The following is a 24,084-nucleotide window of genomic DNA, read 5'->3' on the forward strand; positions in this document are numbered from 1 at the left end:
AGGGAAAAAGTGTGATACACTGTTAAGCGAGAAAGCGCATGCGGCGCTGGAATTCTTGGAGGAATAAAATGAGTTATATTGAAGTAGTGAAAGAAGTGAAGAAATACACAATGGGCGATACGGTGATTGCTGCCAATGATGGCGTCTCTTTTTCCGTAGAGAAAGGCGAGATCGCGCTGATCCTTGGTCCTAGTGGCGCCGGTAAGTCCACCGTTTTGAACATACTAGGCGGGATGGATCAATGTGACAGCGGCCAACTGATTGTCGATGGAACGGATATTGCTGGTTTTGATGCTAAACAACTAACGACCTATCGTCGCAAAGACGTCGGATTTGTCTTTCAATTTTACAATTTGGTGCCGAACTTGACGGCTAGAGAAAATGTGGAACTGTCGGCACAAATCGTACCCGAAGCACTTGATGCAGCTGAGATTTTGACCCAAGTTGGATTAGGTGATCGCTTGGATCACTTTCCTGCACAATTGTCTGGCGGTGAACAGCAAAGGGTCACGATTGCTCGTGCCATAGCCAAGAAGCCCAAACTGCTGCTTTGTGATGAACCAACTGGGGCACTTGACTATGAAACGGGAAAACAGATTTTGGCTATTTTAGAAAAAACAGCTCGCGAGACTGGGACGACCGTTTTGATCATTACACACAACAGTGCCTTGGCTCCCATGGCGGATCGCGTGATCCATATCAATGACGCAAAGGTTCGCAAGATGGAAAAAAATACTCATCCGATTCCAATTGCCTCTATTTCTTGGTAAATGCCTATGAAAAAAACATTATTACGTTCCAGTTTACGTGAAATTAGGCAAGCACCCGGGCGGTTTTTGTCCATTTTAGGCATTATCTTTTTAGGAGTCGCTTTTTTTGTCGGGATCAGCGCCACCGGCCCTAATATGAAACAAGCTGCTGAAGATTACTTTTCTCGCCAACAATTAGCCGACCTTACAATTGCTTCAACTTTGGGGTTGTCGGATACCGATCGGCAAATCATTGAGGAAATGCCTGGTGTCACAGCGGTTGAGACGGAGCAGATCGCTGATATCAATGCCGAAAATCATCGTGCTGTGATTCGTGTCTTCTCTCTTTCAACTGATCGATCTGTCAATCAATATGAGGTGACTTCTGGTCGATTGCCGCAAAAATCAGGGGAAATCGCCTTAGATCAAGCGGCACAAAATAGTGGTGGTTTCGAATTAGATGAATCCTTTGAGTTGCCAGAAAGTGGCGAAAATCAATTAAAAACCCATACCTTCACGATCGTGGGCTTTGTCAATAGTCCTGAATATATTGAGAACTTTCATCGGGGGAACAGTACCGTTGGTAATGGGACTGTGGATTACTTTGCGGTGATTCCTGAGGAGGATTTTAAAGAAAGTGCGTACGCCCGATTTTTAGTTCGCTTTGATGACTTATCTCAAATGGAAAGCTATTCAGTGGCGTATCAGACGAAAAGAGATCAAATAAGTGCTGAAGTTGAGAAAAAGTTGGCTCCTCGGGCGCAAGGACGCAGACAAGAGCTGATCGATGAAGCACAACCAGCCATTGACGAAGCCAAAGAACAGATCCGCAACGGAGAAACGGCTCTGCAAGAAGCACAAAGGGAACTCGACGACGCACAAGAAAAATTAGCGCAGGCGCACCGGGAACTGACGGAACAAGAAGCAGCATTCCAAACAGAAATTCAAGCTGCCCAAGAGCAGTTGAATAGTGAAGCACAAAAAATAGCTGAGGGTAAGCAAGCGTTGGCGGAAAACCAACGACTGCTGGATCAAAGCGAACAAGCGTTGCTTCAGCAAGAAGCCCAAGTAAAATCAGCCCAAGCCCAGTTAGCGCCCATTTCGGCACAAAAGTCAGAACTACAAAGTGGCATCCAACAAGTGGAGGAGCAACTTGCGCTGGCATACCAAGGCATGGATCAAATCAGAAGTGTGGGTCAACTTTCTGCAGAGGAGCAAATGGCCCAGCTGCCTACCGTCTATGCACAAGTAACAGCCGCTCTGGCACAGTTGAACCTACCGACAGATGTTCTTGGTCCGATTCCTGATCTGGAGGAAATCGATGAAACGATGATTGCTACTATGCTGACGGCAGCTGAAGATACATTGAATCCACTCATTGCTGAAGGTGAGCAACAACGTGCCCAATTAAGCGGACAACTGGCTGCAATCAATGAACAAGAAGTGCAACTTCAACGGGCGCAACAGCAAGTCAACGCTGGCTGGAGCCAGGTCAGTGCCGGACGCCAAGAATTGGCACAGGCTCAGACCCAGATCACTCAAGGAGAATCGCAGCTGAGTGTTGCTCGTGAGACTTTAGCTTCTGAGCAAGCTAATGGTCAGTCTTTGCTAGACAAGGGCTGGCTGGAATACCGAGAAAACGAAGCAACCCTTCAAGAAAAGCTAGCCGAATTTAAAGAAAGAGCACCAAAAGAACGCGAAAAGCTTGAAGATGTCAAAAAAGAAGTTGCGGAAAAAGAGCAGGAATTGTTGGAGCTAAAACCGGCAGTTTATCGTGTCGCGAACCGCGATGCGAATCCTGGTTATTCAGAATACCAAGACAATGCGGAACGCGTTTCTTCGTTAGCGACGATTTTTCCAGTCATTTTCTTTTTGATCGCAGCCTTAGTGAGTCTAACCACTATGACGCGGATGATCGATGAAAAACGCAGTGAGATCGGAACGTTGAAAGCACTAGGCTATCGCAACTGGGAGATTGGACAGAAATTTTTGCTTTATTCCTCTGCAGCAGGCATCACAGGTGCTGTATTGGGCCTAGCAGTAGGCTTTTCCTTTTTTCCAGCAATCATCATTCAAGCTTATGGACCACTTTACAATCTCACAGAGTATGACACCCCATGGTATTTGCGGCTTTCATTGATTGCTGTGGGTGTTAGCTTGCTTTGCACCATCGGAATTGCGCTGCTGGTTTTACGATTTGATTTAAGACAGTCATCGGCTTCCTTGTTGAGACCAAAGGCCCCAAAAACAGGGAAACGAATTCTCTTAGAAAGAATCACTTTTTTATGGCGGCACTTAAGTTTTATTCAAAAAGTTACAATGCGAAACCTGTTTCGCTACAAGTCCAGAATGCTCATGACCATCTTAGGGATCGCGGGATGTACCTCCATGATCTTGACTGGATTTGGTCTAAGAGATTCTATCAGCAATATCATTCCTTTACAGTTTGAGAAAATCTGGCAGTATCAGGCGGTGATCACCTTTGATGATGAGATTTCGGAAGCAATGAGTGAAACAAAAGCCGCCGCAGAAGATATTGAAGGCTTTGAAGCAGGGTTATTCTTGCATACGGAAAGTCTGACGTTGGCTCAATCGGGGGTCACGCAGCAAGAAGTAACCGTCACCGTGCCAGAAGATCCTGCGGCTTTATCGAGATTTGTCCACTTGAATGATCGGGTTTCAGGAGAAGCTTACGAGCTAGAAGGAGAGGGTGCCATCATCAATGAAAAGCTTGCTAAGTTGTTTGGATTATCGGTGGGTGATACGATAACGTTGACGAATGAAAGCGGCGAGGAATTTCAACTGAAGGTAGCTGCCATCGCAGAAAACTACACGGGCCATTTTGCTTATTTGACACCTGAAACGTACGAAAAGATCTTTCAGGAAACGCCTGCTTACAATAGTGAGTTATTGAAATTCAATCAGCGCTTAAGCAAAACAGATGAAGAAGCGATCGCAGCTGACCTGATGGCACAAGATAATGTCATCAATGTTTCCTTCCTCTCAGCTTCAGCGGATGCCTTAGATGACACGACAGCAACCTTGAACATCGTCATTTGGATCTTGATCACGTCAGCAGGGGCATTAGCCTTTATCGTGTTGTACAACTTGAACAATATCAATATAGCGGAACGGATCCGCGAGTTGTCGACTATCAAAGTATTAGGCTTTTATGATCGAGAAGTGACGATGTACGTCTTTCGTGAGAATATCTTTTTAACGATTTTCGGTATTGGTTTTGGCTTGTTATTAGGGGTGCTTCAGCATCAATTTGTCTTACAGACCATCGAAGTTGATATCGCCATGTTTTCACCGACAGTCGAACCAATGAGCTATGTGTATGCAGCGGGATTGACCTGCTTGTTTTCAGGCGTGGTAGGGATCGCGATGTATTTCAAGTTGAAACATGTCAATATGATCGATGCCTTGAAAGCCAATGAGTAACAAAAACAGCCTTTTTTCAGAAGCATTCTGGAAAAAGGCTGTTTTTATTTTTCTTGTTTTTCTTGCTCAGAGATTTCCCCTTGGACTTCTTCTAGCATGGCTTTTAGTTCAAGCTCTTTTTGCCTTAGCACGACCAAATCTTCTTGAATCTCATCCTTTTTCTCTTCCTCAGGTGGTCGAATAACAAAATTGATTGACAGGGCAACTAAGGTACCGATAAAGGTATCAAGCACACGGTCCAATGCAAAGATGATCGATTCCCCTTGTGGGACACTGGAAGTGATCAACAGCATCGTCGCAATGGCAGAGATGATGCCAGAATTGTTATTGATGCCATCTGAAAAAACGATGACAAAGATGACCAGTGCGGGCAGGACAAACAATTCGATCAGAAAATCATTTTGAAAATATTGCTTCGTCAAAAAATAAAAAATGGCTGTACCGCCGCCGATCGTATTTCCTAACACCCGTGATTTCCCAAAAGAGATTGTTGTTGTCAGGTCTTGTCGCAATGAAAAGACAGCAGACAAGGCAGCAATCAAAGGCTGGCCGCGATCAAGGAAATGAAAGAGCAGAATACAAAGCATGACAGCGATGGCTGTTTTTATCGTTCGCATACCTAAGCGAAAACGCCCCAGTTTCATGGTAGAATGCCCCCTTTACTTAATCATACCCAATGCTGTTGAGAAATTCTAGTCTTATTCCTCACAATTTAGTATACTTTTCAAAGGAGGTGACAAAAATGAAAATTGGATTGAGAACAGTGAAGACAGCAGTTGCTGCCGGTTTGTCCATGTTTCTTGCTCAGCAGATCGGTCTATTGTATGCACCAGCCGCAGGGATCATCGCAATTTTGAGTGTTGGGAATACAAAGAAAACCTCGCTCTTTACAGGAATCGGTCGCTTGGTTTCCTTGGCGATCGCGACGCTCCTAGCTTTTGTCAGCTTTCATCTTTTAGGCTTTGGTCCGCTGGGCTTTGTTCTTTTTCTCTTCCTATTTATTCCGACGGCAGTCTATTTCAAATTAACCGATGGGATCGTGGTCAATTCGGTCTTGGTGACCCATTATATGATGGAACGTTCTTTTGCTTGGCCATTGATTGGAAATGCTTTTTTGTTGATGAGTATTGGCATCGGCTTTGCACTTTTATTTAACTTGTATATGCCAGACGGCGAACGGGCATTGAAAGAAAAACAGCAGTTGGTGGAAGAAACGTTTAAAAGTCTTTTAAAAGACATGTCGATCGCGTTAACAGAAAAAGAAAAGGCGACGCTCCCTCATGTTTGCCAAGCATTGTTAGGAGAAATCAAGCAAGGCAAACAGCAAGCGATGGTTCATAGTGAAAACCAGTGGCGAGGAGAAGCCTCTTATTATGAAGAGTATTTCACCATGCGGCAAAGTCAAGCGCGCTTACTCTTGGAAATGGTTGATCTATTACAATTGTTTTGGGTAGAAGAAGCCTATACAAATGCGTTTCAAGAGCTGCTATCCTTTACCGCCCAGTCCTTTCATGAAAATAACGATGGAAAAGAGATCTTGGCAAAAATTGCAGCTTTATACGAAGATTATCGACAAAAACCATTGCCGCAAACAAGAGCAGAATTTGAAAATCGGGCCCAGCTGTTTCAGTTTCTGCAAACCTTTAAAAGTTTTATTGAAATCAAAGCCGACTTTTCTGAACAGATTCAGACGATGGAGCGCTAAAAAAAAGACTCCTGCAAAGGAGTCTTTTCACTTTTACTGTTGTTCCCAAAAAGCTTGCATTTGATCAAGAACGTCAATGACATCGGTGGTCAAGTGGATTGATCCTTCGATATCGCCATTGATGGCTTTGATCATATTGGCAATTTCATAATTAAGGGCTTGATTACTGTCACCAGCTTCGATGACCTCATTTGACCCATCGCGGAAATGAATCATGGCTTTGTCCGCACGAGGATACTCATCCACCGTAATGTACCCTTCTTCAAAAGCAACGATACCTGTTTTAGGCATTTTCGCTTGGAAAGTCAGCGTGACACTAGCCATTTCATCAGCTGGATTTTGGAGGATCGTTACAGATTGTTCGTCTACACCAGTAGAGAAGGGCTTCATGCTGCTAAACGCCACTTCTGGCGTATCCGTCATGAAAAAGCGAGCAAATGAAACGGCATATGTGCCAATATCCAGTAACGCACCGCCACCTAAATCTGGGTTGAAGAAACGATTGGTGGGATCAGGATCTTTATAGCTGCCAAATGGTGCTTGGATCATTTTTAATTTTCCTAAGCGCCCAGCATCGATCTCTTCTTTCAAACGTGCATAAACCGGCATATTGAGATCGTCATAGCTTCTTCTAATATCAGATTTTTTTCTTTGGCTAAGGTCAATTCTTCAGCTAATTCATCGGCACTGGTCGTAATGGCTTTTTCACAGAGGACATGTTTTCCGGCCATTAGAGCTTTCATAATAAATTCGTGATGAAGATCATTAGGTACTGCAATGTACACAATATCAATTTGCGGATCTTCCAGCATAGCATCTGTGCTTTCATAAGCATGGGGGATAGCGTATTTTTCGGCAAAGGCCTGGACTTTTGGCAAACTGCGGGCGCTGACTCCATACAGTTCACTTGCTTCATTGGAAAAACCAGCGGCAAATTGTGTCGCGATGTCTCCAAGTCCAATCATTCCCCAACGGTATTTTTTCATCATTGATCATCTCCTTCATATTTAGTATAACAAAAGAAATGAATTCTTTAAAATAATCAAAAACAATCGCAAAAAGTTTCCATTACGGCTGACTTTCAGTAAAATATAGAAGAGGAGGGATAACATATGCATAATGTATCAATAGCCATTATTTTAAATACGATTATCGAGCAATACACATCAGAAAAACATTTTTATGAGACACATTTAGGAATCACTGAGGAGCAATGGGAAGCTTGGAAAAACGGCACAATGAGTTTATCGCCTGCTGAAAATCAGAAAGTGAAACTGCTGTTTTCGGATTATGAATGGATGCTGATCCAAAAAATCATTCGCCAGACCGTCATTTATCCAGAAAAACGCAATCAAGCGGTCGTCGAGTTCAAAAAAATGAAAACCCAAATCGCCAGAACGTGGCTAGGTAGCGATTTAGCAAAAGTCGAATTGTTAACAGAATCTGAAGAAACAGCCCAATACCTTGATTTGAGAGTCAGTATTACGTATGATGAGTGGGGTTATGATGATATATTAAACTTCCGATTGCCCGCTGTTGTTCAGCAGCAGATCCGCAATGAAAAAATCGAGTTGTTAGAGTGGGTTAAAGAAAATCTGGAAGAAACTTATAATTAAAGGTAGGGTATTTTTTGAAAAAGTATTATGGAATGGCTGCGGCAGCAGGATTCTTGTTTTTGGTTCTCCTAACCATACAAGTGAATCGAGTGACCGCAGTCACCCCAATAAAGAATCTAAGTATCGCTCGTTCTACTACTCAAACAGTGACGAGCGCAACAACTGAATCCAGCAGTCAAACTTCGACGGAATACTCAGAGGATGCGCAAGAACAAGCAGCTGTTAGTGATGAAGTGAACGAAGATGATTTCCCAACTGTCTCATTGAATGATTGGTCATTGGCTCTGGTAGGACCAAAAAATAAAATCGTCAGCGAAATCGCGCAAGAAGATTTGGGGAAATTATCAAATGGCTACCTTGTGGACAAGCGAATCGTTTCGGCATACGAAGAACTAGCTGACGCAGCAAAGGTGGCTGGACATCCTTTAGTCATGGTCTCTGCTTACCGTTCGGTAGAGTATCAACAGGAAATATTCGATGCCAATGTCAATAGCTTGATCCGCCAAGGGAATACAAAAGAAGAAGCAATTCGTATCACGAAACTGACCTTTACTGAACCGGGATATAGTGAGCACCATACCGGTCTTGCGATTGACGTAATCGATGAAGACTGGTATCAAAATCATACAGGCGAACTTCTCAATGAGGGGTTCGGCGTTACAGACGGTGGAAAATGGCTACAAGCCCATGCGAGAGAGTATGGGTTCATCATCCGTTATCCGAAAGGGAAACATGACATTACCCAAATCGATTATGAACCATGGCATTTACGCTATGTAGGCGTCGAAGTGGCGACATATATTGAAGAACATGAGGTAACATTCGAAGAGTTTCTTGATGAGGCAAAAGAACACATCACTCGTAAAGAAGCAGAACTGTCGTATCACGAATTGGCAGATCCTTTGCAGGAGGACTGGATCTTTACTGATTCTCTTACTAGAAATCAAGAAAATAGTCAACGAGCACAAGAAGAGTTGTTGATGAGTGGAGGCGATTTGTTCGCTAAGAACGTGTTTAGTCAGACAAAGGAAGTGAAAAAATGAGTGCAAGACGAAAAAAACAGAAGACTCGTTTCCCATTAGTCTTTCTAGGGTTATTCTTAATTGGGATTGCTTTTATTTTTTCCTTAAATAGTTTGGCGGATCCTCTTCCGAAAGAGGAAGAAACAAATACTGAAGCGATCTCTCATGAAGAATTTATCGATCGCATTGCTCCTTACGCGCAAGAACTGCAAAAAGGCTATGGGATTTTACCAAGTATCATTATAGGTCAGGCGATTCTTGAATCAGATTGGGGCCAGAGTTCTCTAGCCAGCAAATACAATAATTTATTTGGCATCAAGTCATTTGGTCATTCAAAAAAGGTGACATTAGATACCCAAGAGTTTTATAATGGAGAATGGGTCACGATTCAAGGAGATTTTCGTGTCTATGATACTTGGGAAGAATCAATGGATGATCATACGATGTTGTTTGTAAATGGTGTTGATTGGAATCCTGCGCTTTATGTAGATGTCTTGACAGCAAACGACTACCGCAGTGCCGCACAAGCCTTACAAGATGCAGGGTATGCAACGGATCCAGATTATGCCAGCAAAATCATTCAAGTCATTGAAACCTACCAATTGAATCGATTTGATCAATAAGAAAAGAGAGTTGGCTGCTTATGGAAGAAAAATATATGCCAAAAATCACCACTGATTTACGCAAAGATATCGTCAAAGTGCCTAAAGTTATTCGAGAGGCTAGCGGCATTCAAATATTTGGGAAACAAATCCGCTCCATTATTTTTACTACGGATATTGCGATCATCCGTAATACAAATGCGGACGCTGTGATAGCGGTCTATCCTTTTACACCGCACCCAGCAATTACGAAAGCAATTATCGAAGCAGCAGATATTCCAGTGTTTTCTGGTGTCGGCGGCGGCTTGACCCAAGGATTCCGCTCTTCTTATATGAGCATGTTTGCTGAAGCTCAGGGATCGATCGGGGTCGTCTTAAACGGACCCACGCCATTGAAAACTGTGGAGCAAGTCTGTAAAGTCGTGGATATTCCCGTTATCAGTACCGTAACGAGTAAGTATACTGAAATTGATTCCAAACTTGAAGCTGGTGTGAAGGTCATCAATATCAGTGCCGGCAAGGACACAGCGGATACCGTGGCTTTCTTCCGTAAAAAATATCCGAAGCTGCCGATCATTGCAACGGGTGGTCCAACTGAGGAGAGCATCTTAGAAACGATTGAAGCAGGTGCGAATGCGATCACTTACACGCCGCCTTCCAACGGGGAGCTTTTCAGTAAAAAGATGGAGCACTATCGTGATATGGAGAAACCAGAGTAGCAAATGATCCACAAATGAGAATATTTTTATTTATAAAGGGCATTCCATGCTTGTGTTTTTAATCAAAGACAGGCATAATCGAATCTATCATTTAAAAATTACTTGTATATCGTCGAAATATGGTCGACAGTCTCTACCCGATACCGTAAATATCGGACTATAAGTAAAAATCGTGCCTGTTAGACACTTTTTTTGCTTTGGCAAAAAGAGTGTCTTTTTTTTCAGGATGGAATAGAAAGGAACGAGGAGAGCTAGGATGGATAAATTAGTTGAGCGTATCAAAACACACGGGAACGTCTTGGGTGAAGGGGTTCTCAAAGTGGACCAGTTTTTGACCCACCAAGTGGATTATGAGTTGATGAGAGAAATCGGTACAGTTTTTGCAGAACGATTTCAAGAAAGTGGGATCACCAAAGTAGTGACCATCGAAGCTTCAGGGATCGCACCAGCACTTTATACTGCAGAAAAGTTGCAGGTACCAATGATCTTTGCTCGAAAAGCAAAGAGTCTGACGATGGATGAAGAGTTGTTGACCGCATCGGTCTATTCCTTTACTAAGCAAGTGACCAGCCAAGTATCGATTTCTAAGAAATTCTTATCTTCAGATGATACGGTATTAATAATTGATGATTTCTTAGCAAACGGACAAGCTGCAAAAGGATTGATCGAATTGTGTCAGCAAGCAGGCGCAAAAGTCGTTGGCATTGGGATCGTCATTGAAAAATCATTCCAAACTGGTCGACAATTGCTTGAAGAAATGGGAATCCCCGTTGTTTCCTTAGCACGAATCGCCTCATTGTCGGAAGGCCAAGTTAGCTTTTTGGAAGGAGATGCCTAATGAAAGAGACGAATAGCCGTTCAGCAGTTTTGGGCTTGCAGCATTTGCTAGCGATGTATGCAGGAGCTGTTGCCGTCCCTTTGTTGATTGGAACAGGCCTCGGCTTTAATGAAGCGCAGATGACGTATTTGATCTCGATCGATATTTTCATGTGCGGAATCGCTACGCTTTTGCAATTAGTCGTCACCCGCTTTTTTGGGATCGGCCTACCAGTCGTTTTAGGTTGTGCCATCCAAGCTGTCTCCCCATTGATTTTGATTGGCACCAAATCAGGAATCAGTGCGATTTACGGAGCGATCATTGCCGCTGGGATTTTCATTGTCTTGATCGCCGGCATTTTTTCGAAAATCAAAGTTTTGTTTCCCCCATTGGTGACGGGAACGGTGATTACCGTCATCGGTTTGACCTTGATTCCAGTCGCCATCACCAAAATCGGTGGAGGGGATGCCGCAGCTGCTAACTTTGGTGATCCAACGAATTTATTGTTAGGCTTTGTGACGATTGCCCTGATCATTGGCGTGCAAGTGTTTGGCAAAGGCTTTATTCGCTCGATTGCCGTACTGATCGGTTTGATCGGTGGGACTATTCTAGCAGCATTATTAGGCTTGGTTGATCTTTCTGCCATCGCCCATGCACCTGTGTTTCATTTGCCTCAGCCTTTTTATTTCGGTTTACCAACCTTTGATCTGTGGTCGATCGTCTTGATGATCATTATTTCCATTGTTAGTTTGGTAGAATCCACAGGCGTTTATTTTGCACTGGGAGACATTACTGAAAAACCGATTACAGGCAATGACTTAAAGCGCGGCTATCGTGCGGAGGGCTTGGCGGTGATCCTTGGTGGGATCTTCAATACGTTTCCTTATACTGGATTTTCACAAAACGTAGGTTTGGTTCAACTTTCAGGCATTAAGACGCGCCGTCCGATTTTCTTTTCAGCAATTTTTTTGATCGTATTAGGATTGTTTCCAAAAGTCGGTGCCATCGCACAGATCATTCCAGAGGCAGTGCTTGGCGGCGGCATGTTAGTGATGTTTGGCATGGTCGCTGTTCAAGGGATGCGAATGCTGAGCAAAGTTGATTTTATGAATGACAAGAACTTGTTAGTGATTGCAGTATCGATCGGTTTTGGTTTAGGGTTCAATATGATGCCAACCTTATTTAGTCAGATGCCTGAAACCGTTCAAATGTTTACAGGCAATGGGATCGTCATGAGTAGTTTGACTGCCATTGTTTTGAATCTGTTCTTTAATGGGCTGCCGAAAGAAACAGACGAAGTGACGGAATTGAGCTTGCAACAGTAAGTTTATTTGATCCAGACGAGGATTCGTCTGGATTTTTTGTATTGTTCCTTTATTTGTCTTATTATCGGATATCTGACGTGTTGAATACATATCTTTGAGATAAAAGCGAACAATGGAAAGTAAAATTTGTTAATAGTTCGAAAATATTTTGACATTGCTCGGGCAACTCGTTACTATTTAGAGGTGAAAGTGAATGTTAGCAGAGCCATGTGACTTTGGGATATCTCAGACGTAGCTTCAAAAGGTTGCTAACAAAATGATTTTCGTAAGAAAAATACTTCTGAGGTTCATTCAGAAGAAAATCGTAAAAAATCAGTGGAGGGAAAATTGAATGAAACCAGCAGTTGCAGTGATTATGGGAAGTCAATCAGATTGGGAAACAATGAAGGAGTGCTGCTTGATTTTAGATGAGTTAGCGATACCTTATCAGAAAAAAGTCGTTTCGGCACATCGTACACCAGATTTGATGTTCGAATTTGCAGAAACAGCCCGAGAAAAAGGGATTAAAGTCATTGTTGCAGGAGCGGGTGGCGCTGCCCATTTGCCGGGAATGGTGGCAGCTAAAACAACATTGCCGGTCATTGGTGTTCCCGTCCAATCACGCGCATTAAACGGTTTGGATTCCCTTTTATCGATCGTGCAAATGCCGGGTGGTGTACCAGTAGCAACAACGGCGATCGGAAAAGCTGGCGCAACTAACGCAGGACTACTTGCAGCCCAGATGCTTTCCATGTATGATTTAGAGATAGCGGAGAAATTAGACGCACGAAGAAATACATTAAAAGAAATCGTATTGGAAAGTAGTGATCAACTTGATTAAACCTTTAATGCCCAACGCAACGATCGGAATCGTTGGCGGAGGACAGCTAGGTCGTATGATGGCAATGAGTGCCAAAGAAATGGGCTTTCGGGTTGGCGTTTTAGACCCTACTGCCAATTGTCCAACAGCCCAAGTCGCTGATTGGCATATTGTTGCTGCCTATGATGATGTGTTTGCTTTAGAAGAAATGGCTCGACGTGCCGATGTAATCACCTATGAATTTGAAAATGTCAGTGTTGAAGCATTGAACTCTATTTTGCCTTACTCACATATCCCTCAAGGCACCGATCTGTTAGCAATCACTCAAGATCGTTTGTTAGAGAAGTCATTTTTAGAGGCAAACAATATCGTGATTGCACCTTATGCCACGATCATCAGCCCGACAGACATCCAAGATGCCATCGATAGCATTGGTTACCCTTGTGTATTAAAAACCACCAGAGGCGGCTATGACGGAAAAGGACAGCACGTGCTTTACAGTACGGCTGATTTGGCGCCTTCCATGAATTTACTTCGCGAAGGAACTTGCGAATTAGAAGCATGGATTCCTTTTGAAAAAGAATTATCGATTTTAGTTGCCGGTAATGGAGAAACCTTTACCACTTTCCCAGTGGTAGAAAATATCCACCGTAACAATATTTTGCATCAAACGATCGCTCCTGCGCACATTGATCCAGAAGTTGCCGAAGAAGCCAAACGGATCGCTCACATTATTGCAAAAGCTTTGGATCTGCAAGGCGTTTTAGCCATCGAAATGTTCCTGACCAAAAGCGGCGGCTTGTATGTCAATGAATTGGCGCCACGTCCGCATAATTCGGGTCACTATTCGATCGAAGCTTGCTCCATGAGTCAGTTTGACGCTCATATCCGCGGCATCTGTGGCTGGCCGTTGCCGGAAGTTTCTTTGCTTTCACCAGCAGTCATGGTCAATGTCTTAGGAGATGAATTGACAGAAACCTATGATCTGATTGCCACAAAACCTGCTTGGCAATTTCATTACTATGGCAAAGAAGAAGCAAAAACCGGTCGCAAAATGGGACATATCACTATTTTGACGGAAGACATTGCAGAAACCACTGAAGAAATCTATCAAACCAATATTTGGGATTAAAGGAGATAAAAACATGTTAGAGCGTTATACAAGACCAGAAATGGGTGCTATTTGGACCGATCAAAATCGCTACCAAGCGTGGCTAGAAGTCGAGATTTTAGCTGACGAAGCTTGGGCGGAATTAGGAGAGATACCGAAAGAGGATGTTGCATTGATTCGTGAAAAAGCATCCTTTGATATCGACCGTATCTTAGAGATCGAAGCGCAAACGCGACATGATGTGGTTGCTTTTACCCGAGCAGTCTCTGAATCTTTGGGTGATGAAAGTAAATGGGTCCACTACGGCTTGACGTCAACGGATGTTGTTGATACGGCGTATGGCTACTTGATGAAACAAGCCAACGATTTGATTCGTGAAGATTTGAACCGTTTCGTGACGATCATTGGCGAAAAAGCCAAAGAATACAAGCATACCGTGATGATGGGACGTACCCATGGTGTTCATGCGGAACCAACGACCTTTGGCTTGAAATTAGCCTTGTGGTATTCAGAAATGAAACGCAATGTTGAACGTTTTGAGCGGGCAGCAAAAGGGGTCGAAGCTGGAAAGATCAGTGGTGCTGTTGGAACCTTTGCAAATATCCCTCCATTTGTCGAAGAGTATGTCTGTGAAAAACTAGGGATTCGTGCGCAAGATATTTCCACGCAAGTATTGCCTCGTGACCTACATGCTGAATATTTCTCAGCAATGGCGTTGATCGCAACGAGCATTGAGAAATTTGCCACTGAGATCCGTGGACTACAAAAATCAGAAACGCGGGAAGTTGAAGAATTCTTCGCCAAAGGACAAAAAGGTTCTTCTGCCATGCCCCATAAGCGTAACCCAATCGGTTCTGAAAATATGGCCGGACTTGCAAGAGTCGTTCGCGGTCATATGGTGACGGCTTATGAAAATGTCTCCCTTTGGCATGAACGGGATATCTCACATTCATCGGCAGAACGGATCATTATTCCGGATACGACGATTTTGATCGATTACATGCTGAATCGCTTTGGCAATATCGTCAAAAATCTGACCGTTTTCCCAGAGAATATGAAGCGCAATATGAATGCGACCTTTGGATTGATCTACAGCCAACGGGTGATGTTGAAATTGATCGATCACGGAATGACCAGAGAGCAAGCCTATGACTTGGTTCAGCCGAAAACAGCGCAAGCTTGGGATGAACAAACGGATTTCCGCCCATTGTTAGAAGCTGATCCAGCAATCACGGATGTTTTGACCAAAGCTGATTTGGACGATGCCTTTGATTACAACCATCATTTAAAACAAGTTGACACGATCTTTGAACGTGTCGGTTTAGCCGAATAAAAAAAGCTGCAACCTTGAGACCTCCGTCTTAAGGTTGCAGCTTTTTTTAATAATGTTCAGCTAAGTAGGTCAATAGATCAGGTGCTAAACCAGTTGCTGATTGGTTTTCCTGGCGATCTTCTAACATGGAAACCATCAGAAATCCTTGATCTTGCGAATCGAAGGCGAATAAGAAGCTGTTTTCTTGGCCTTTTTCATCTTGCTTTTCTTTGATTTCAGCAGTTCCTGTTTTGGCAGCTAGCGGAATGTTCAGCGCTGCCAAAGAGTGTGCCGTTCCGTTGGCATCTGAGACAACAGCTGTCAAATCTTGATTGATTTGCTCAATCGTCTCTGGTTTAAAGACTTCTTTGTCTTTTTGCTCTGCCTCTTTCACTAAACGGGGATAGACCAGCTTCCCTTGATTGGCAAAGACCGAGTAAGCAGCAGCTTGTTGAATGGGATTCAGTAACAGTTCTCCTTGCCCATAGCCGGTATCTGCCAGTAAAATCTCTGAGTTGAAGGACTCTTCATTGGAAATTTGAGCAGGATTCATCGCAATCGGTAAATCAAACGTTTCGCCAAAAATCAATTTCGACAAGCCATTACGAAAAGCATCTTCACCCATAGCTAAGGTTTGTTGTGCCATATAGATGTTATCAGAGTAAACCAGTGCATCTTTTAGATTGACAGAAGCTACATCGCTGACTCTGGTGACAAAGTAGTCTCCCCACGAGCTGTCTTTTTGCCACTTCAATCCATCGATCGCAATACTTTGGGTAGGGTCGATCGTACCGTTTTCTAAGCCAATCGCTGCCGTGATGGTCTTAAAGGTCGAACCTGGCGCATAGGCCGTAGCAAAGCGGCTGATGAAAGGCAAGGCTTCATTTTGTTCATACGCATCATAGTCTTCTTGTGAGATTCCTTGGGTCATTTTATTGGGATCATAACTCGGTGAGCTGGCTAATACCAGCAGATCACCGGTTTTTGGTTCTGTGACGACCGTGGACCCCGCCTGATTTTGTAAGGCGTCAAAAGCTGTCTTTTGGGCTTGTGCGTCAATGGTCAGTTGGATATCTTTACCATCTGCCCGTTCTTTTTCTAAAAGAACCGATTTTTCAGCACCGTCTTCATCTGTGATGGCGATTTTTCCGCCATTTTCGCCCCGCAACTCTTTGTCAAAGGCAGCTTCCAGACCACTACGACCAATTTGTCCGTTGCTTGCTAGCGTTTCATCCTTTTCGATATCTTCTGCAGTCACGTTCCCTAGATAACCAATCAACTGGGCAGCGGCTTCTCCAAGAGGATAAGTCCGTCCCGTCGTTTCTTTTAAACTTGTTCCAGTTGGCATTTCATCGGTTGGTTCGATAATCTTTAAGGGAACGAACAACTCATCTTGGACCCACGATTGCGCCAATGCTTGATCGATCGCATCTTCTGTTAGGTCAAAACGTTCCGCGATTGCTTTGATATTGGCGGTTTTTTCGTCTCCCGTACCCAGCTGCCCCGGAATGACGCCTAGTTGATAGAGCGTGCCATTTTCTGCTAGCGGTTCATTATTTCGGTCGAGGATTTCTCCGCGTGTGGCATTATCTACCGAGATACTGATTTTGTCTTGTCCTTCCATTCCCGGAAAAATCAATTGAGGCGACCAATCGATCTTGGCTTGGTCATCAGTCAGAGTAATCGTGCCACTATAAGACAGCTCTGTTAATTCACCTAACGAGGTGGTTAAGGAACCGTTGTATTGGAAATTGAATTGATCGGAATCCTTATCATCGGGCGTTACCTCAATTCCTGAAGCTTTAAATGATTCGGCACCGATACCAGTGAAAATCGCTTCGTATTTTGCTGAGACTTCGTCTGCGGTAAAGCCGTTTGATTCCAAACTTTCTTCGGTCAGTAAAGCAGATAGATTGCTGTACTTCTGATCAGATATAGCACCGATAAAGGAATTGAGGACTTTTTTTGCTGCTGCTTCTTCTTGTCGATTTTGATAGACTGTATAGCCATAATAACCGCCACCAAGTACTAATAAGGCGGCAGGGAGTGCCAGCCAGACGAAACGCTTAGGTTTTTTCGCTGGTTTTTCTTTGCGAGAGCGCCGGTTTTCTGACATATTATTGTTCCTCCTTTAGTGCCGACAAACGGGCGTGATAAAGCGGCAACAGCGTTTGATAAACTGCTAAAATATCCGCCATCTCAACGTCTTCGATCATTTTTTTCGGAAAAATCTTGCCAATCTGAAGTTCACTTTTTTTGACTTTCTGTAATCGTTCTAAGTAGGTTGGCCATTTAGCGATTGGAGAGTGGTCATACTTGGTATGATCAGGAGATAGCGTAAAGTCTGCTGGCAATTGATCAAATAATTCTTTTTGAGCCAGCCAAGATTCCGCGATCGTTGCTTGATTTTTCGGTTGATCGATCACACTGAGCCAAACAAAGACATACGCTTGATTGATCCCAATTTGAAAGTGGGCATCCATTTTATAACCACGCTTGTTAGGGCCGATCCCCGCCCACGTTTCGGCAGGAGGGTAGACGGTTCTACGCCGATGCTGTGCGATATGCAAATAAAAAGGTTCTTGACAGCTTTCTTCAAATAATGGGATCGCTGCCTCGCCGATGGTTTGGAAAACCGGCTGGATCTCTGAACGGATTTGTTCCATTCTTTCTTCTAATGTTTCTAAAGCAAAAGCATCAAATGACTGTTTTGTAAATAGCATAATCGTGTCCTTTCTTTTGTCTGAAAACAGTATAACAAAAAAAGCCCGTAAAATTTCGGGCTTTTGTTTTTTTTATCTTATTTTTATTTAGTGATCACCCGTCAGTGCGTAGCATGACTTAAGTTAAAGGTAGGGGCTTGACTTTGTTCCTTCAAAAGATGCAAAAGATCGTCTAAAAAAGAAAAGTCCATTTCTTCTAAATTAAAATAAATACGGAAAGAATACGTATGTTTAAATAAGCTTTGACGATGTATCTGGTGAATGATCAATTCGTCATTGCGGCCATTTTGAAATTGTAGAACTCTTTTTTGTTCTTCTGCATAGTGAGGACGTGCCCCTTTTTTGAAGGGACTGAATACATAGAAACTCGTTTGTTGGTTAATGGAAAGGATTTGCTGCACGGCCAATAATTCGTTATGGAGCTGTTGTTTTTCTTTGTCTGTTAAATGAGCTAAAAAAAGTTCAGCACGATTCTTTAGCGACCACATATAGTACTCCTCCTTGAATGTAGCTACAATACGACCTAAATATAGCATGAAAATAGAATGTTGTAAACGCTTTATAAAACCCTTCGCCAGTCAAACGGGAGAGGTAAACTTGCTCGACGGGATAAAAGGCGAACATTCGTGTTTATTAATGTGTAAATGTACAGATAATCGTTGACCCGCTTTTTCAGCGTTGTTAGAATAATAAACAAATAAAGATGTGTGTCATCGCTATGTGAAAAATAATACTTAACTGAGGTGGAATATGGAATCAGAAGTGCTTCTTTATGAAGGAAAAGCCAAGAAATTGTTTAAAACCAACGAAGAAGATGTGTTGAGAGTCCTTTATCTGGACCAAGCAACTGCGCTGAACGGTTTAAAGAAAGATGCAGTCGCAGGGAAGGGTGCCCTAAACAATCAGATCACTGCGCATCTTTTTCAGCGTTTAGCTGATAAAAATGTCCCAAGTCACTTTCTTCAATTAGTGTCTAAACACGAACAATTAATTCGAGCTGTCACCATGATTCCTTTAGAAGTCGTTGTTCGCAATACGGCTGCTGGTAGTTTTTCAAAGCGCTTGGGCATCGAAGAAGGAACCAGACTGCCAAAGCCGATCGTGGAGTTTTACTACAAAGAGGATCGCTTAGATGATCCGTTTATCAATGACGATCATGTGTTCTATCTGGGTCTTGCCACAAAAGAGGAACTGGACCAGATCAAAAAACTGGCGCTACAAGTCAACGCTGCGTTACTGGAAATCTTTGCAAGTATCCAGATTCAACTGATCGATTTTAAAATCGAGATCGGCAAAACCAAGAAGGGCGAGTTGCTCCTGGCTGATGAGATCTCACCAGATACTTGCCGCTTATGGGATATGGGTACAAATGAACATCTTGATAAAGATGTCTATCGTCGTGATTTAGGGGACATCGTTCCTGTTTATGAAGAAGTTTTAAATCGTTTAGAAAAGGAGAATTCAACATGTATTTAGTCAAAGTTTACGTCACTTATAAGGAATCTGTTTTGGACCCTCAAGGAGAAGCCGTCAAAGGAGCTGTTCATCGCTTAGGATATCAAGATGTCAGTGATATTCGCATCGGGAAATACTTTGAAATCAAAGTGACACCTTCCAACAATCAAACACAAGCAGCAGTAGCAGAGGAGATTGAAGCGATCTGTGACAAACTTTTAGCAAACGTCAATATGGAAACCTACCGTTATGAAATAGTTCAAATGGAGGAAGCAGCCCTATGAAATTTGCAGTGATCGTCTTTCCTGGATCAAATTGTGATGTTGATTTGATGTGGGCAATCAAAGATATCATGGGTGCAGAAGCAGAATATGTGCGCCATGATGCAGAAAGCTTAGCCGGTTTTGACGGTGTTTTGCTCCCAGGAGGATTTTCCTATGGTGACTATTTGAGATGCGGTGCAATCGCTCGTTTTTTAGCGATCATGTCAGAGGTCATTCGTTTAGCAAATGAAGGCAAACCTGTCTTTGGTACCTGCAATGGGTTTCAAATTTTAACGGAAGCGGGCTTGTTACCAGGGGTTTTACAAAGAAATGAATCATTGCATTTTATTTGCAAGCCGGTCCGTCTGCAAGTGAATAATCAAACAGCTTTTACTTCTGAATATGAAACGGATCAAGTCATTACGCTTCCTGTCGCTCATGGTGAGGGCAATTATTATTGTGATGAAACGACTTATCAGGAATTGGTTGCCAACAACCAAATCGTTTTCCGTTATGAAGATAACGTCAACGGCAGTCTACACAATATCGCTGGTATCTGCAACAAAGCAGGCAATGTCCTAGGCATGATGCCCCATCCAGAACGAGCGATGGAAAGTTTATTAGGCTCAGAAGATGGCAAGAAGTTTTTTGCTTCATTATTGAAAAATTTTGGGAAGGTGCCGGTAAATGGATAAAATGATCGTAAAAGAACCTACACCACAAGAAATCAAAGACACGAAATTATACGAGCAATGGGGATTGACCCAAGAAGAATATCGGATGATCTCAGAAGATATTTTGGGACGTTTACCAAACTATACCGAAACTGGACTCTTTTCAGTGATGTGGAGTGAACATTGTTCTTACAAAAATTCCAAACCTGTTTTGCGGAAATTCCCGACAGATGGGCCGCAAGTACTGCAAGGTCCGGGAGAAGGTGCGGGCATCGTGGATATCGGCGATGATCTAGCTGTCGTATTTAAAGCGGAAAGCCATAATCATCCTTCTGCGGTGGAACCTTATGAAGGAGCAGCAACTGGTGTTGGTGGGATCATCCGCGACATCTTTAGTATGGGAGCAAGACCGATTGCTGTTTTAGACTCCTTACGATTTGGTGAGTTAGATAATCCAAGAACGAAATATCTTTTGGAAGAAGTCGTTGCTGGGATCAGTGGCTATGGCAACTGTATCGGGATCCCGACCGTTGGTGGTGAAGTGGCATTTGATCCTTGTTATGAAGGCAATCCGTTAGTCAATGCCATGTGTGTAGGGATCATTGCCCACAAGGATATTCAAAAAGGGCAGGCCAAAGGTGTTGGGAACACCATCATGTATGTCGGCGCAAAAACAGGACGCGACGGGATACATGGGGCGACTTTTGCATCGGAAGAATTTGTCGAAGGAGAAGAACAACAACGTTCCGCCGTACAAGTCGGTGATCCTTTTATGGAAAAACTTTTGTTGGAAGCTTGTTTGGAATTGATCGTGGATCATTCGGACATTTTAGTCGGAATTCAAGATATGGGTGCTGCTGGATTAGTTTCTTCTAGTGCCGAGATGGCATCAAAAGCCGGATCAGGTTTGCGCTTAACATTAGATGATGTTCCACAACGAGAAACCAATATGACGCCTTATGAAATGATGTTGTCAGAATCCCAAGAGCGGATGCTGATCTGTGTCAAAAAAGGGCATGAAGCTGAAGTGGAAGCCCTCTTTAATAAATACGATCTAGAAGCAGTCGTGATCGGTGAAGTGACGGATGATGGCAACTATCGTTTGTTCCATCATGGACAGGAAGTCGCTAATTTACCAGTGGATGCTTTAGCTGAAGATGCACCGACTTACTACAAAGAGATGGCAGAACCAGCACGGATCAAAGTGTTTAAGGAAACACCGGACTTTGTTCCAGTGATTCATTCAGCAACGTCTGTATTTGCGGATCTGCTGCAGCAGCCGACGATCGCTTCGAAACGCTCGATTTTTGAAACCTACGATTCGCAAGTTCGTACCAATACCGTGGTAGGACCCGGCAGTGATGCGGCCGTTTTACGAATCAAGGGAACCAATAAAGCCTTGGCGATGACGACTGACTGTAATGCTCGTTACCTTTACTTAGATCCTGAAGTCGGCGGACAGATCGCAGTTGCAGAAGCTGCTCGAAATATCGTCGCTTCCGGTGGGCGTCCATTGGCGATCACTGACTGCCTTAACTTCGGCTCGCCAGATAAACCAGAAGGATTCTGGGAGTTATCTACGGCTGCTGACGGGATCTCAGAAGCTTGTCGTGTACTAGAGACACCAGTAATCTCTGGGAACGTCTCCTTATACAACGAAACGGACGGACAATCGGTCTATCCAACGCCTGTAATTGGGATGGTCGGATTGATCGAAGAGCTGGCGCATATCACGACGCAGCATTTCCAAGCAGCAGGGGATGTGATCTATGTCCTAGGGGAAACCCATGCTGATTTCAATGGGTCTGAATTGCAAAAACTGCAGACAGGAAAGATCGCTGGGCGTTTAATGTCCTTTGATCTTGAAACAGAAAAAACGAACCAACATTTGGTTACCGCAGCGATCCAAGCAGGTCTTGTTCAAAGTGCCCACGACTGTGCCGAAGGTGGTTTAGCGATCGCTTTAGCCGAATCCGCTTTTGACAAGGGCTTTGGTCTAAATGTGACCGTGTCATTGCCAGCAGCACAATTGTTTTCAGAAACCCAATCCCGTTTTGTGCTTTCAGTCGCACCTGATAAGCAAACAGCTTTTGAAGCACTGGTAGGTGCTGCTGCAATAGCGATCGGGGAAGTGACTGCTGATGGCCAGATTCGCATGCAAGCACAAGATGATACGATCGAGATGCCCCTTACTGAGGCGAAATTGAAATGGGAGGAAACCATTCCATGTTTAATGAAGTAAAGAGCCTCAACGAGGAATGTGGGGTTTTTGGTGTTTGGGGTCATCCAGATGCCGCTCGTGTCACCTACTTCGGACTACACAGTTTGCAACATCGCGGCCAAGAAGGTGCTGGGATCGTCACGAATGATGCGGGAAAACTCAATGGTCACCGTGATTTAGGGTTGCTAGCGGAAGTGTTTTCGGATGAACGTGTCCTCCAGCGTCTGACAGGAGATGCTGCCATTGGTCACGTTCGTTACGCAACTGCTGGTAATGGTAGCGTTGATAATATTCAACCATTTTTATTCAAATTTTTTGATCAGCAGATTGGCTTAGCTCATAATGGCAACTTGACGAATGCGAAAAGTCTACGGAAATCCTTAGAAGAGGCTGGTGCGATTTTCCACTCGAATTCCGATACAGAGATTCTCATGCACTTGATCCGTCGCAGCGAAGAACCGCTTTTTATGGATCGGGTCAAGGAGGCGTTAAATCAAGTTAAAGGTGGATTTGCGTACCTTTTACTGACGGAAAATGCCATGATCGCAGCACTAGATCCCAATGGCTTTCGGCCATTGTCAATCGGGAAAATGGTCAATGGTGCCTATGTGGTGGCTTCAGAAACCTGTGCGTTGGAAGTCATCGGTGCGGAATTTATTCGTGATGTACGACCGGGCGAAGTCGTGATCATTGATGATGCAGGCATTCAAATCGAGCAGTATACCCAAGAAGTACAGCCGGCGATTTGTTCGATGGAGTTTATTTATTTTGCCCGTCCTGATTCCAACATCGCTGGCGTCAACGTCCATCGTGCCCGTAAAAATATGGGCCGTCGCTTGGCACAAGAGGCACCGATCGAAGCGGATATGGTCATTGGTGTACCGAATTCATCCTTATCTGCTGCCAGCGGGTACGCAGAAGCTTCAGGTATTCCTTATGAATTGGGCTTAGTAAAAAATCAATACATTGCACGAACGTTTATTCAACCGACACAGGAGTTAAGAGAGCAAGGCGTGCGAATGAAGCTCTCAGCTGTTCGTGGCGTAGTCGAAGGCAAACGAGTGATTCTAGTCGACGATTCGATCGTCCGAGGAACCACCAGCCGCCGTATCGTGCAACTGCTAAAAGAGGCAGGTGCCAAAGAAGTTCATGTGCGTATCGGTTCGCCGCCTTTGCGCTATCCATGTTTTTACGGGATCGACATTCAAACGAGAAAAGAATTGATCGCAGCCAAATATACGGAAGCTGAGATTTGTGAAAAAATCGAAGCAGATTCTTTGGCCTTTTTAAGTGAAGACGGGTTGATCGAAGCGATCGGTTTAGATTTCGACGCACCTTACTCAGGATTGTGTATGGCCTATTTCAATGGCGATTATCCAACCCCTTTGTATGATTATGAAGAAAACTATCTCGCGTCTTTAGCTGAATAAGCTGAATAAATAGTAGGCAAAAATGGTTTTTCAAACGAAGCAGTGAAGGACCGCTGGTTTACTTGCGTTAACGACGAATGAGCTGAATGAAGAAAAG

Annotated in this window: 21 protein-coding genes, 1 pseudogene and 1 riboswitch; of the genes and pseudogenes, 17 read left to right on the forward strand and 5 right to left on the reverse strand. The window is 43.7% G+C overall.

Features of this window, described 5'->3' with window-relative positions; all coding sequences use genetic code 11:
* The first annotated feature begins 68 nt into the window (after positions 1 to 68).
* Both IGJ74_RS07970 and IGJ74_RS07975 read left to right on the forward strand, forming a co-directional pair.
* Positions 69 to 770 (forward strand): ABC transporter ATP-binding protein, encoded by a 702-nt coding sequence (locus IGJ74_RS07970; RefSeq protein WP_218193126.1) that lies wholly within the window; start codon positions 69 to 71, stop codon positions 768 to 770.
* A complete protein-coding gene (locus IGJ74_RS07975; protein WP_218193125.1) occupies positions 771 to 4,193 on the forward strand; it encodes an FtsX-like permease family protein in 3,423 nt (1,140 codons plus the stop codon). It begins immediately after the preceding gene.
* Positions 4,194 to 4,237: 44 nt separating this feature from the next.
* Here IGJ74_RS07975 and IGJ74_RS07980 read toward each other — a convergent pair whose 3' ends face one another.
* Positions 4,238 to 4,837, reverse strand: coding sequence for an FUSC family protein (locus tag IGJ74_RS07980; RefSeq protein ID WP_005231932.1), 600 nt, complete (start codon positions 4,835 to 4,837; stop codon positions 4,238 to 4,240).
* A 98-nt stretch (positions 4,838 to 4,935) separates the two neighbouring features.
* On the opposite strand from IGJ74_RS07980, the gene IGJ74_RS07985 reads away from it, so the two are divergent.
* Entirely contained in the window at positions 4,936 to 5,898 is a 963-nt protein-coding gene (locus tag IGJ74_RS07985) for an aromatic acid exporter family protein (RefSeq protein ID WP_086317276.1), read from the forward strand.
* A 33-nt stretch (positions 5,899 to 5,931) separates the two neighbouring features.
* Here IGJ74_RS07985 and IGJ74_RS07990 read toward each other — a convergent pair.
* Positions 5,932 to 6,887 (reverse strand): annotated as a pseudogene (locus IGJ74_RS07990) (Gfo/Idh/MocA family protein).
* A gap of 123 nt (positions 6,888 to 7,010) precedes the next feature.
* On the opposite strand from IGJ74_RS07990, the gene IGJ74_RS07995 reads away from it, so the two are divergent.
* From IGJ74_RS07995 to purB, 9 genes are all read left to right on the forward strand, one after another.
* Complete coding sequence (locus IGJ74_RS07995; protein WP_087664219.1) at positions 7,011 to 7,514, forward strand: hypothetical protein; 504 nt, start codon at positions 7,011 to 7,013, stop codon at positions 7,512 to 7,514.
* 32 nt (positions 7,515 to 7,546) lie between these two features.
* Positions 7,547 to 8,557, forward strand: a complete 1,011-nt coding sequence (locus tag IGJ74_RS08000; RefSeq protein ID WP_087664433.1) for a M15 family metallopeptidase — start codon at positions 7,547 to 7,549, stop codon at positions 8,555 to 8,557.
* On the forward strand, positions 8,554 to 9,159 hold the full coding sequence (locus tag IGJ74_RS08005) for a glycoside hydrolase family 73 protein (protein WP_005236425.1): 606 nt from the start codon (positions 8,554 to 8,556) through the stop codon (positions 9,157 to 9,159). Before IGJ74_RS08000 ends, IGJ74_RS08005 begins: the two co-directional genes overlap by 4 nt.
* A 20-nt stretch (positions 9,160 to 9,179) precedes the next feature.
* The gene (locus IGJ74_RS08010) at positions 9,180 to 9,857 is read left to right on the forward strand and encodes a hydrolase (protein WP_087664218.1); all 678 of its coding nucleotides are present in this window, start codon (positions 9,180 to 9,182) and stop codon (positions 9,855 to 9,857) included.
* 82 nt (positions 9,858 to 9,939) lie between these two features.
* A riboswitch (purine riboswitch) is annotated at positions 9,940 to 10,037 on the forward strand.
* Positions 10,038 to 10,113: 76 nt separating this feature from the next.
* Complete coding sequence (locus tag IGJ74_RS08015) at positions 10,114 to 10,695, forward strand: xanthine phosphoribosyltransferase (RefSeq protein ID WP_016613323.1); 582 nt, start codon at positions 10,114 to 10,116, stop codon at positions 10,693 to 10,695.
* Entirely contained in the window at positions 10,695 to 11,999 is a 1,305-nt protein-coding gene (locus tag IGJ74_RS08020) for a nucleobase:cation symporter-2 family protein (RefSeq protein ID WP_010749579.1), read from the forward strand. The genes IGJ74_RS08015 and IGJ74_RS08020 overlap by 1 nt, the downstream gene beginning before the upstream one ends.
* Before the next feature lie 331 nt (positions 12,000 to 12,330).
* Entirely contained in the window at positions 12,331 to 12,819 is a 489-nt protein-coding gene (gene purE / locus IGJ74_RS08025; protein ID WP_005236418.1) for a 5-(carboxyamino)imidazole ribonucleotide mutase, read from the forward strand.
* Positions 12,812 to 13,930, forward strand: a complete 1,119-nt coding sequence (gene purK, locus IGJ74_RS08030) for a 5-(carboxyamino)imidazole ribonucleotide synthase (protein WP_172634721.1) — start codon at positions 12,812 to 12,814, stop codon at positions 13,928 to 13,930. Before purE ends, purK begins: the two co-directional genes overlap by 8 nt.
* A 13-nt stretch (positions 13,931 to 13,943) precedes the next feature.
* On the forward strand, positions 13,944 to 15,242 hold the full coding sequence (purB, locus tag IGJ74_RS08035) for an adenylosuccinate lyase (RefSeq protein ID WP_008381467.1): 1,299 nt from the start codon (positions 13,944 to 13,946) through the stop codon (positions 15,240 to 15,242).
* Positions 15,243 to 15,288: 46 nt separating this feature from the next.
* On the opposite strand, the gene IGJ74_RS08040 is transcribed toward purB, so the two are convergent.
* The 3 genes from IGJ74_RS08040 to IGJ74_RS08050 form a co-directional block, all read right to left on the reverse strand.
* On the reverse strand, positions 15,289 to 17,337 hold the full coding sequence (locus IGJ74_RS08040) for a penicillin-binding transpeptidase domain-containing protein (protein WP_218193124.1): 2,049 nt from the start codon (positions 17,335 to 17,337) through the stop codon (positions 15,289 to 15,291).
* 1 nt (position 17,338) lies between these two features.
* Complete coding sequence (locus tag IGJ74_RS08045) at positions 17,339 to 17,944, reverse strand: DUF1054 domain-containing protein (protein ID WP_087664216.1); 606 nt, start codon at positions 17,942 to 17,944, stop codon at positions 17,339 to 17,341.
* 101 nt (positions 17,945 to 18,045) lie between these two features.
* Positions 18,046 to 18,480 (reverse strand): hypothetical protein, encoded by a 435-nt coding sequence (locus tag IGJ74_RS08050; RefSeq protein WP_005236409.1) that lies wholly within the window; start codon positions 18,478 to 18,480, stop codon positions 18,046 to 18,048.
* Between the two features lie 214 nt (positions 18,481 to 18,694).
* Here IGJ74_RS08050 and purC point away from each other — a divergent pair, with 214 nt between their 5' ends.
* Genes purC through purF form a run of 5 tightly spaced genes read left to right on the forward strand, consistent with a single transcriptional unit; the run spans position 18,695 to position 23,987 of the window.
* Positions 18,695 to 19,420 (forward strand): phosphoribosylaminoimidazolesuccinocarboxamide synthase, encoded by a 726-nt coding sequence (gene purC, locus IGJ74_RS08055; RefSeq protein WP_016620872.1) that lies wholly within the window; start codon positions 18,695 to 18,697, stop codon positions 19,418 to 19,420.
* On the forward strand, positions 19,411 to 19,683 hold the full coding sequence (purS, locus tag IGJ74_RS08060) for a phosphoribosylformylglycinamidine synthase subunit PurS (protein WP_005230018.1): 273 nt from the start codon (positions 19,411 to 19,413) through the stop codon (positions 19,681 to 19,683). The genes purC and purS overlap by 10 nt, the downstream gene beginning before the upstream one ends.
* Positions 19,680 to 20,357, forward strand: coding sequence for a phosphoribosylformylglycinamidine synthase subunit PurQ (gene purQ, locus IGJ74_RS08065; RefSeq protein WP_430608750.1), 678 nt, complete (start codon positions 19,680 to 19,682; stop codon positions 20,355 to 20,357). Before purS ends, purQ begins: the two co-directional genes overlap by 4 nt.
* Positions 20,350 to 22,578: a phosphoribosylformylglycinamidine synthase subunit PurL gene (gene purL, locus IGJ74_RS08070; protein WP_176374277.1), complete on the forward strand. Its 2,229-nt coding sequence runs from the start codon at positions 20,350 to 20,352 to the stop codon at positions 22,576 to 22,578. The genes purQ and purL overlap by 8 nt, the downstream gene beginning before the upstream one ends.
* Positions 22,563 to 23,987, forward strand: a complete 1,425-nt coding sequence (purF, locus tag IGJ74_RS08075) for an amidophosphoribosyltransferase (RefSeq protein ID WP_005236394.1) — start codon at positions 22,563 to 22,565, stop codon at positions 23,985 to 23,987. Before purL ends, purF begins: the two co-directional genes overlap by 16 nt.
* Positions 23,988 to 24,084: the final 97 nt, after the last annotated feature.

The sequence above is a fragment of the Enterococcus sp. AZ009 genome (genome assembly GCF_050548785.1).
GTDB lineage: Bacteria > Bacillota > Bacilli > Lactobacillales > Enterococcaceae > Enterococcus_D > Enterococcus_D entomosocium.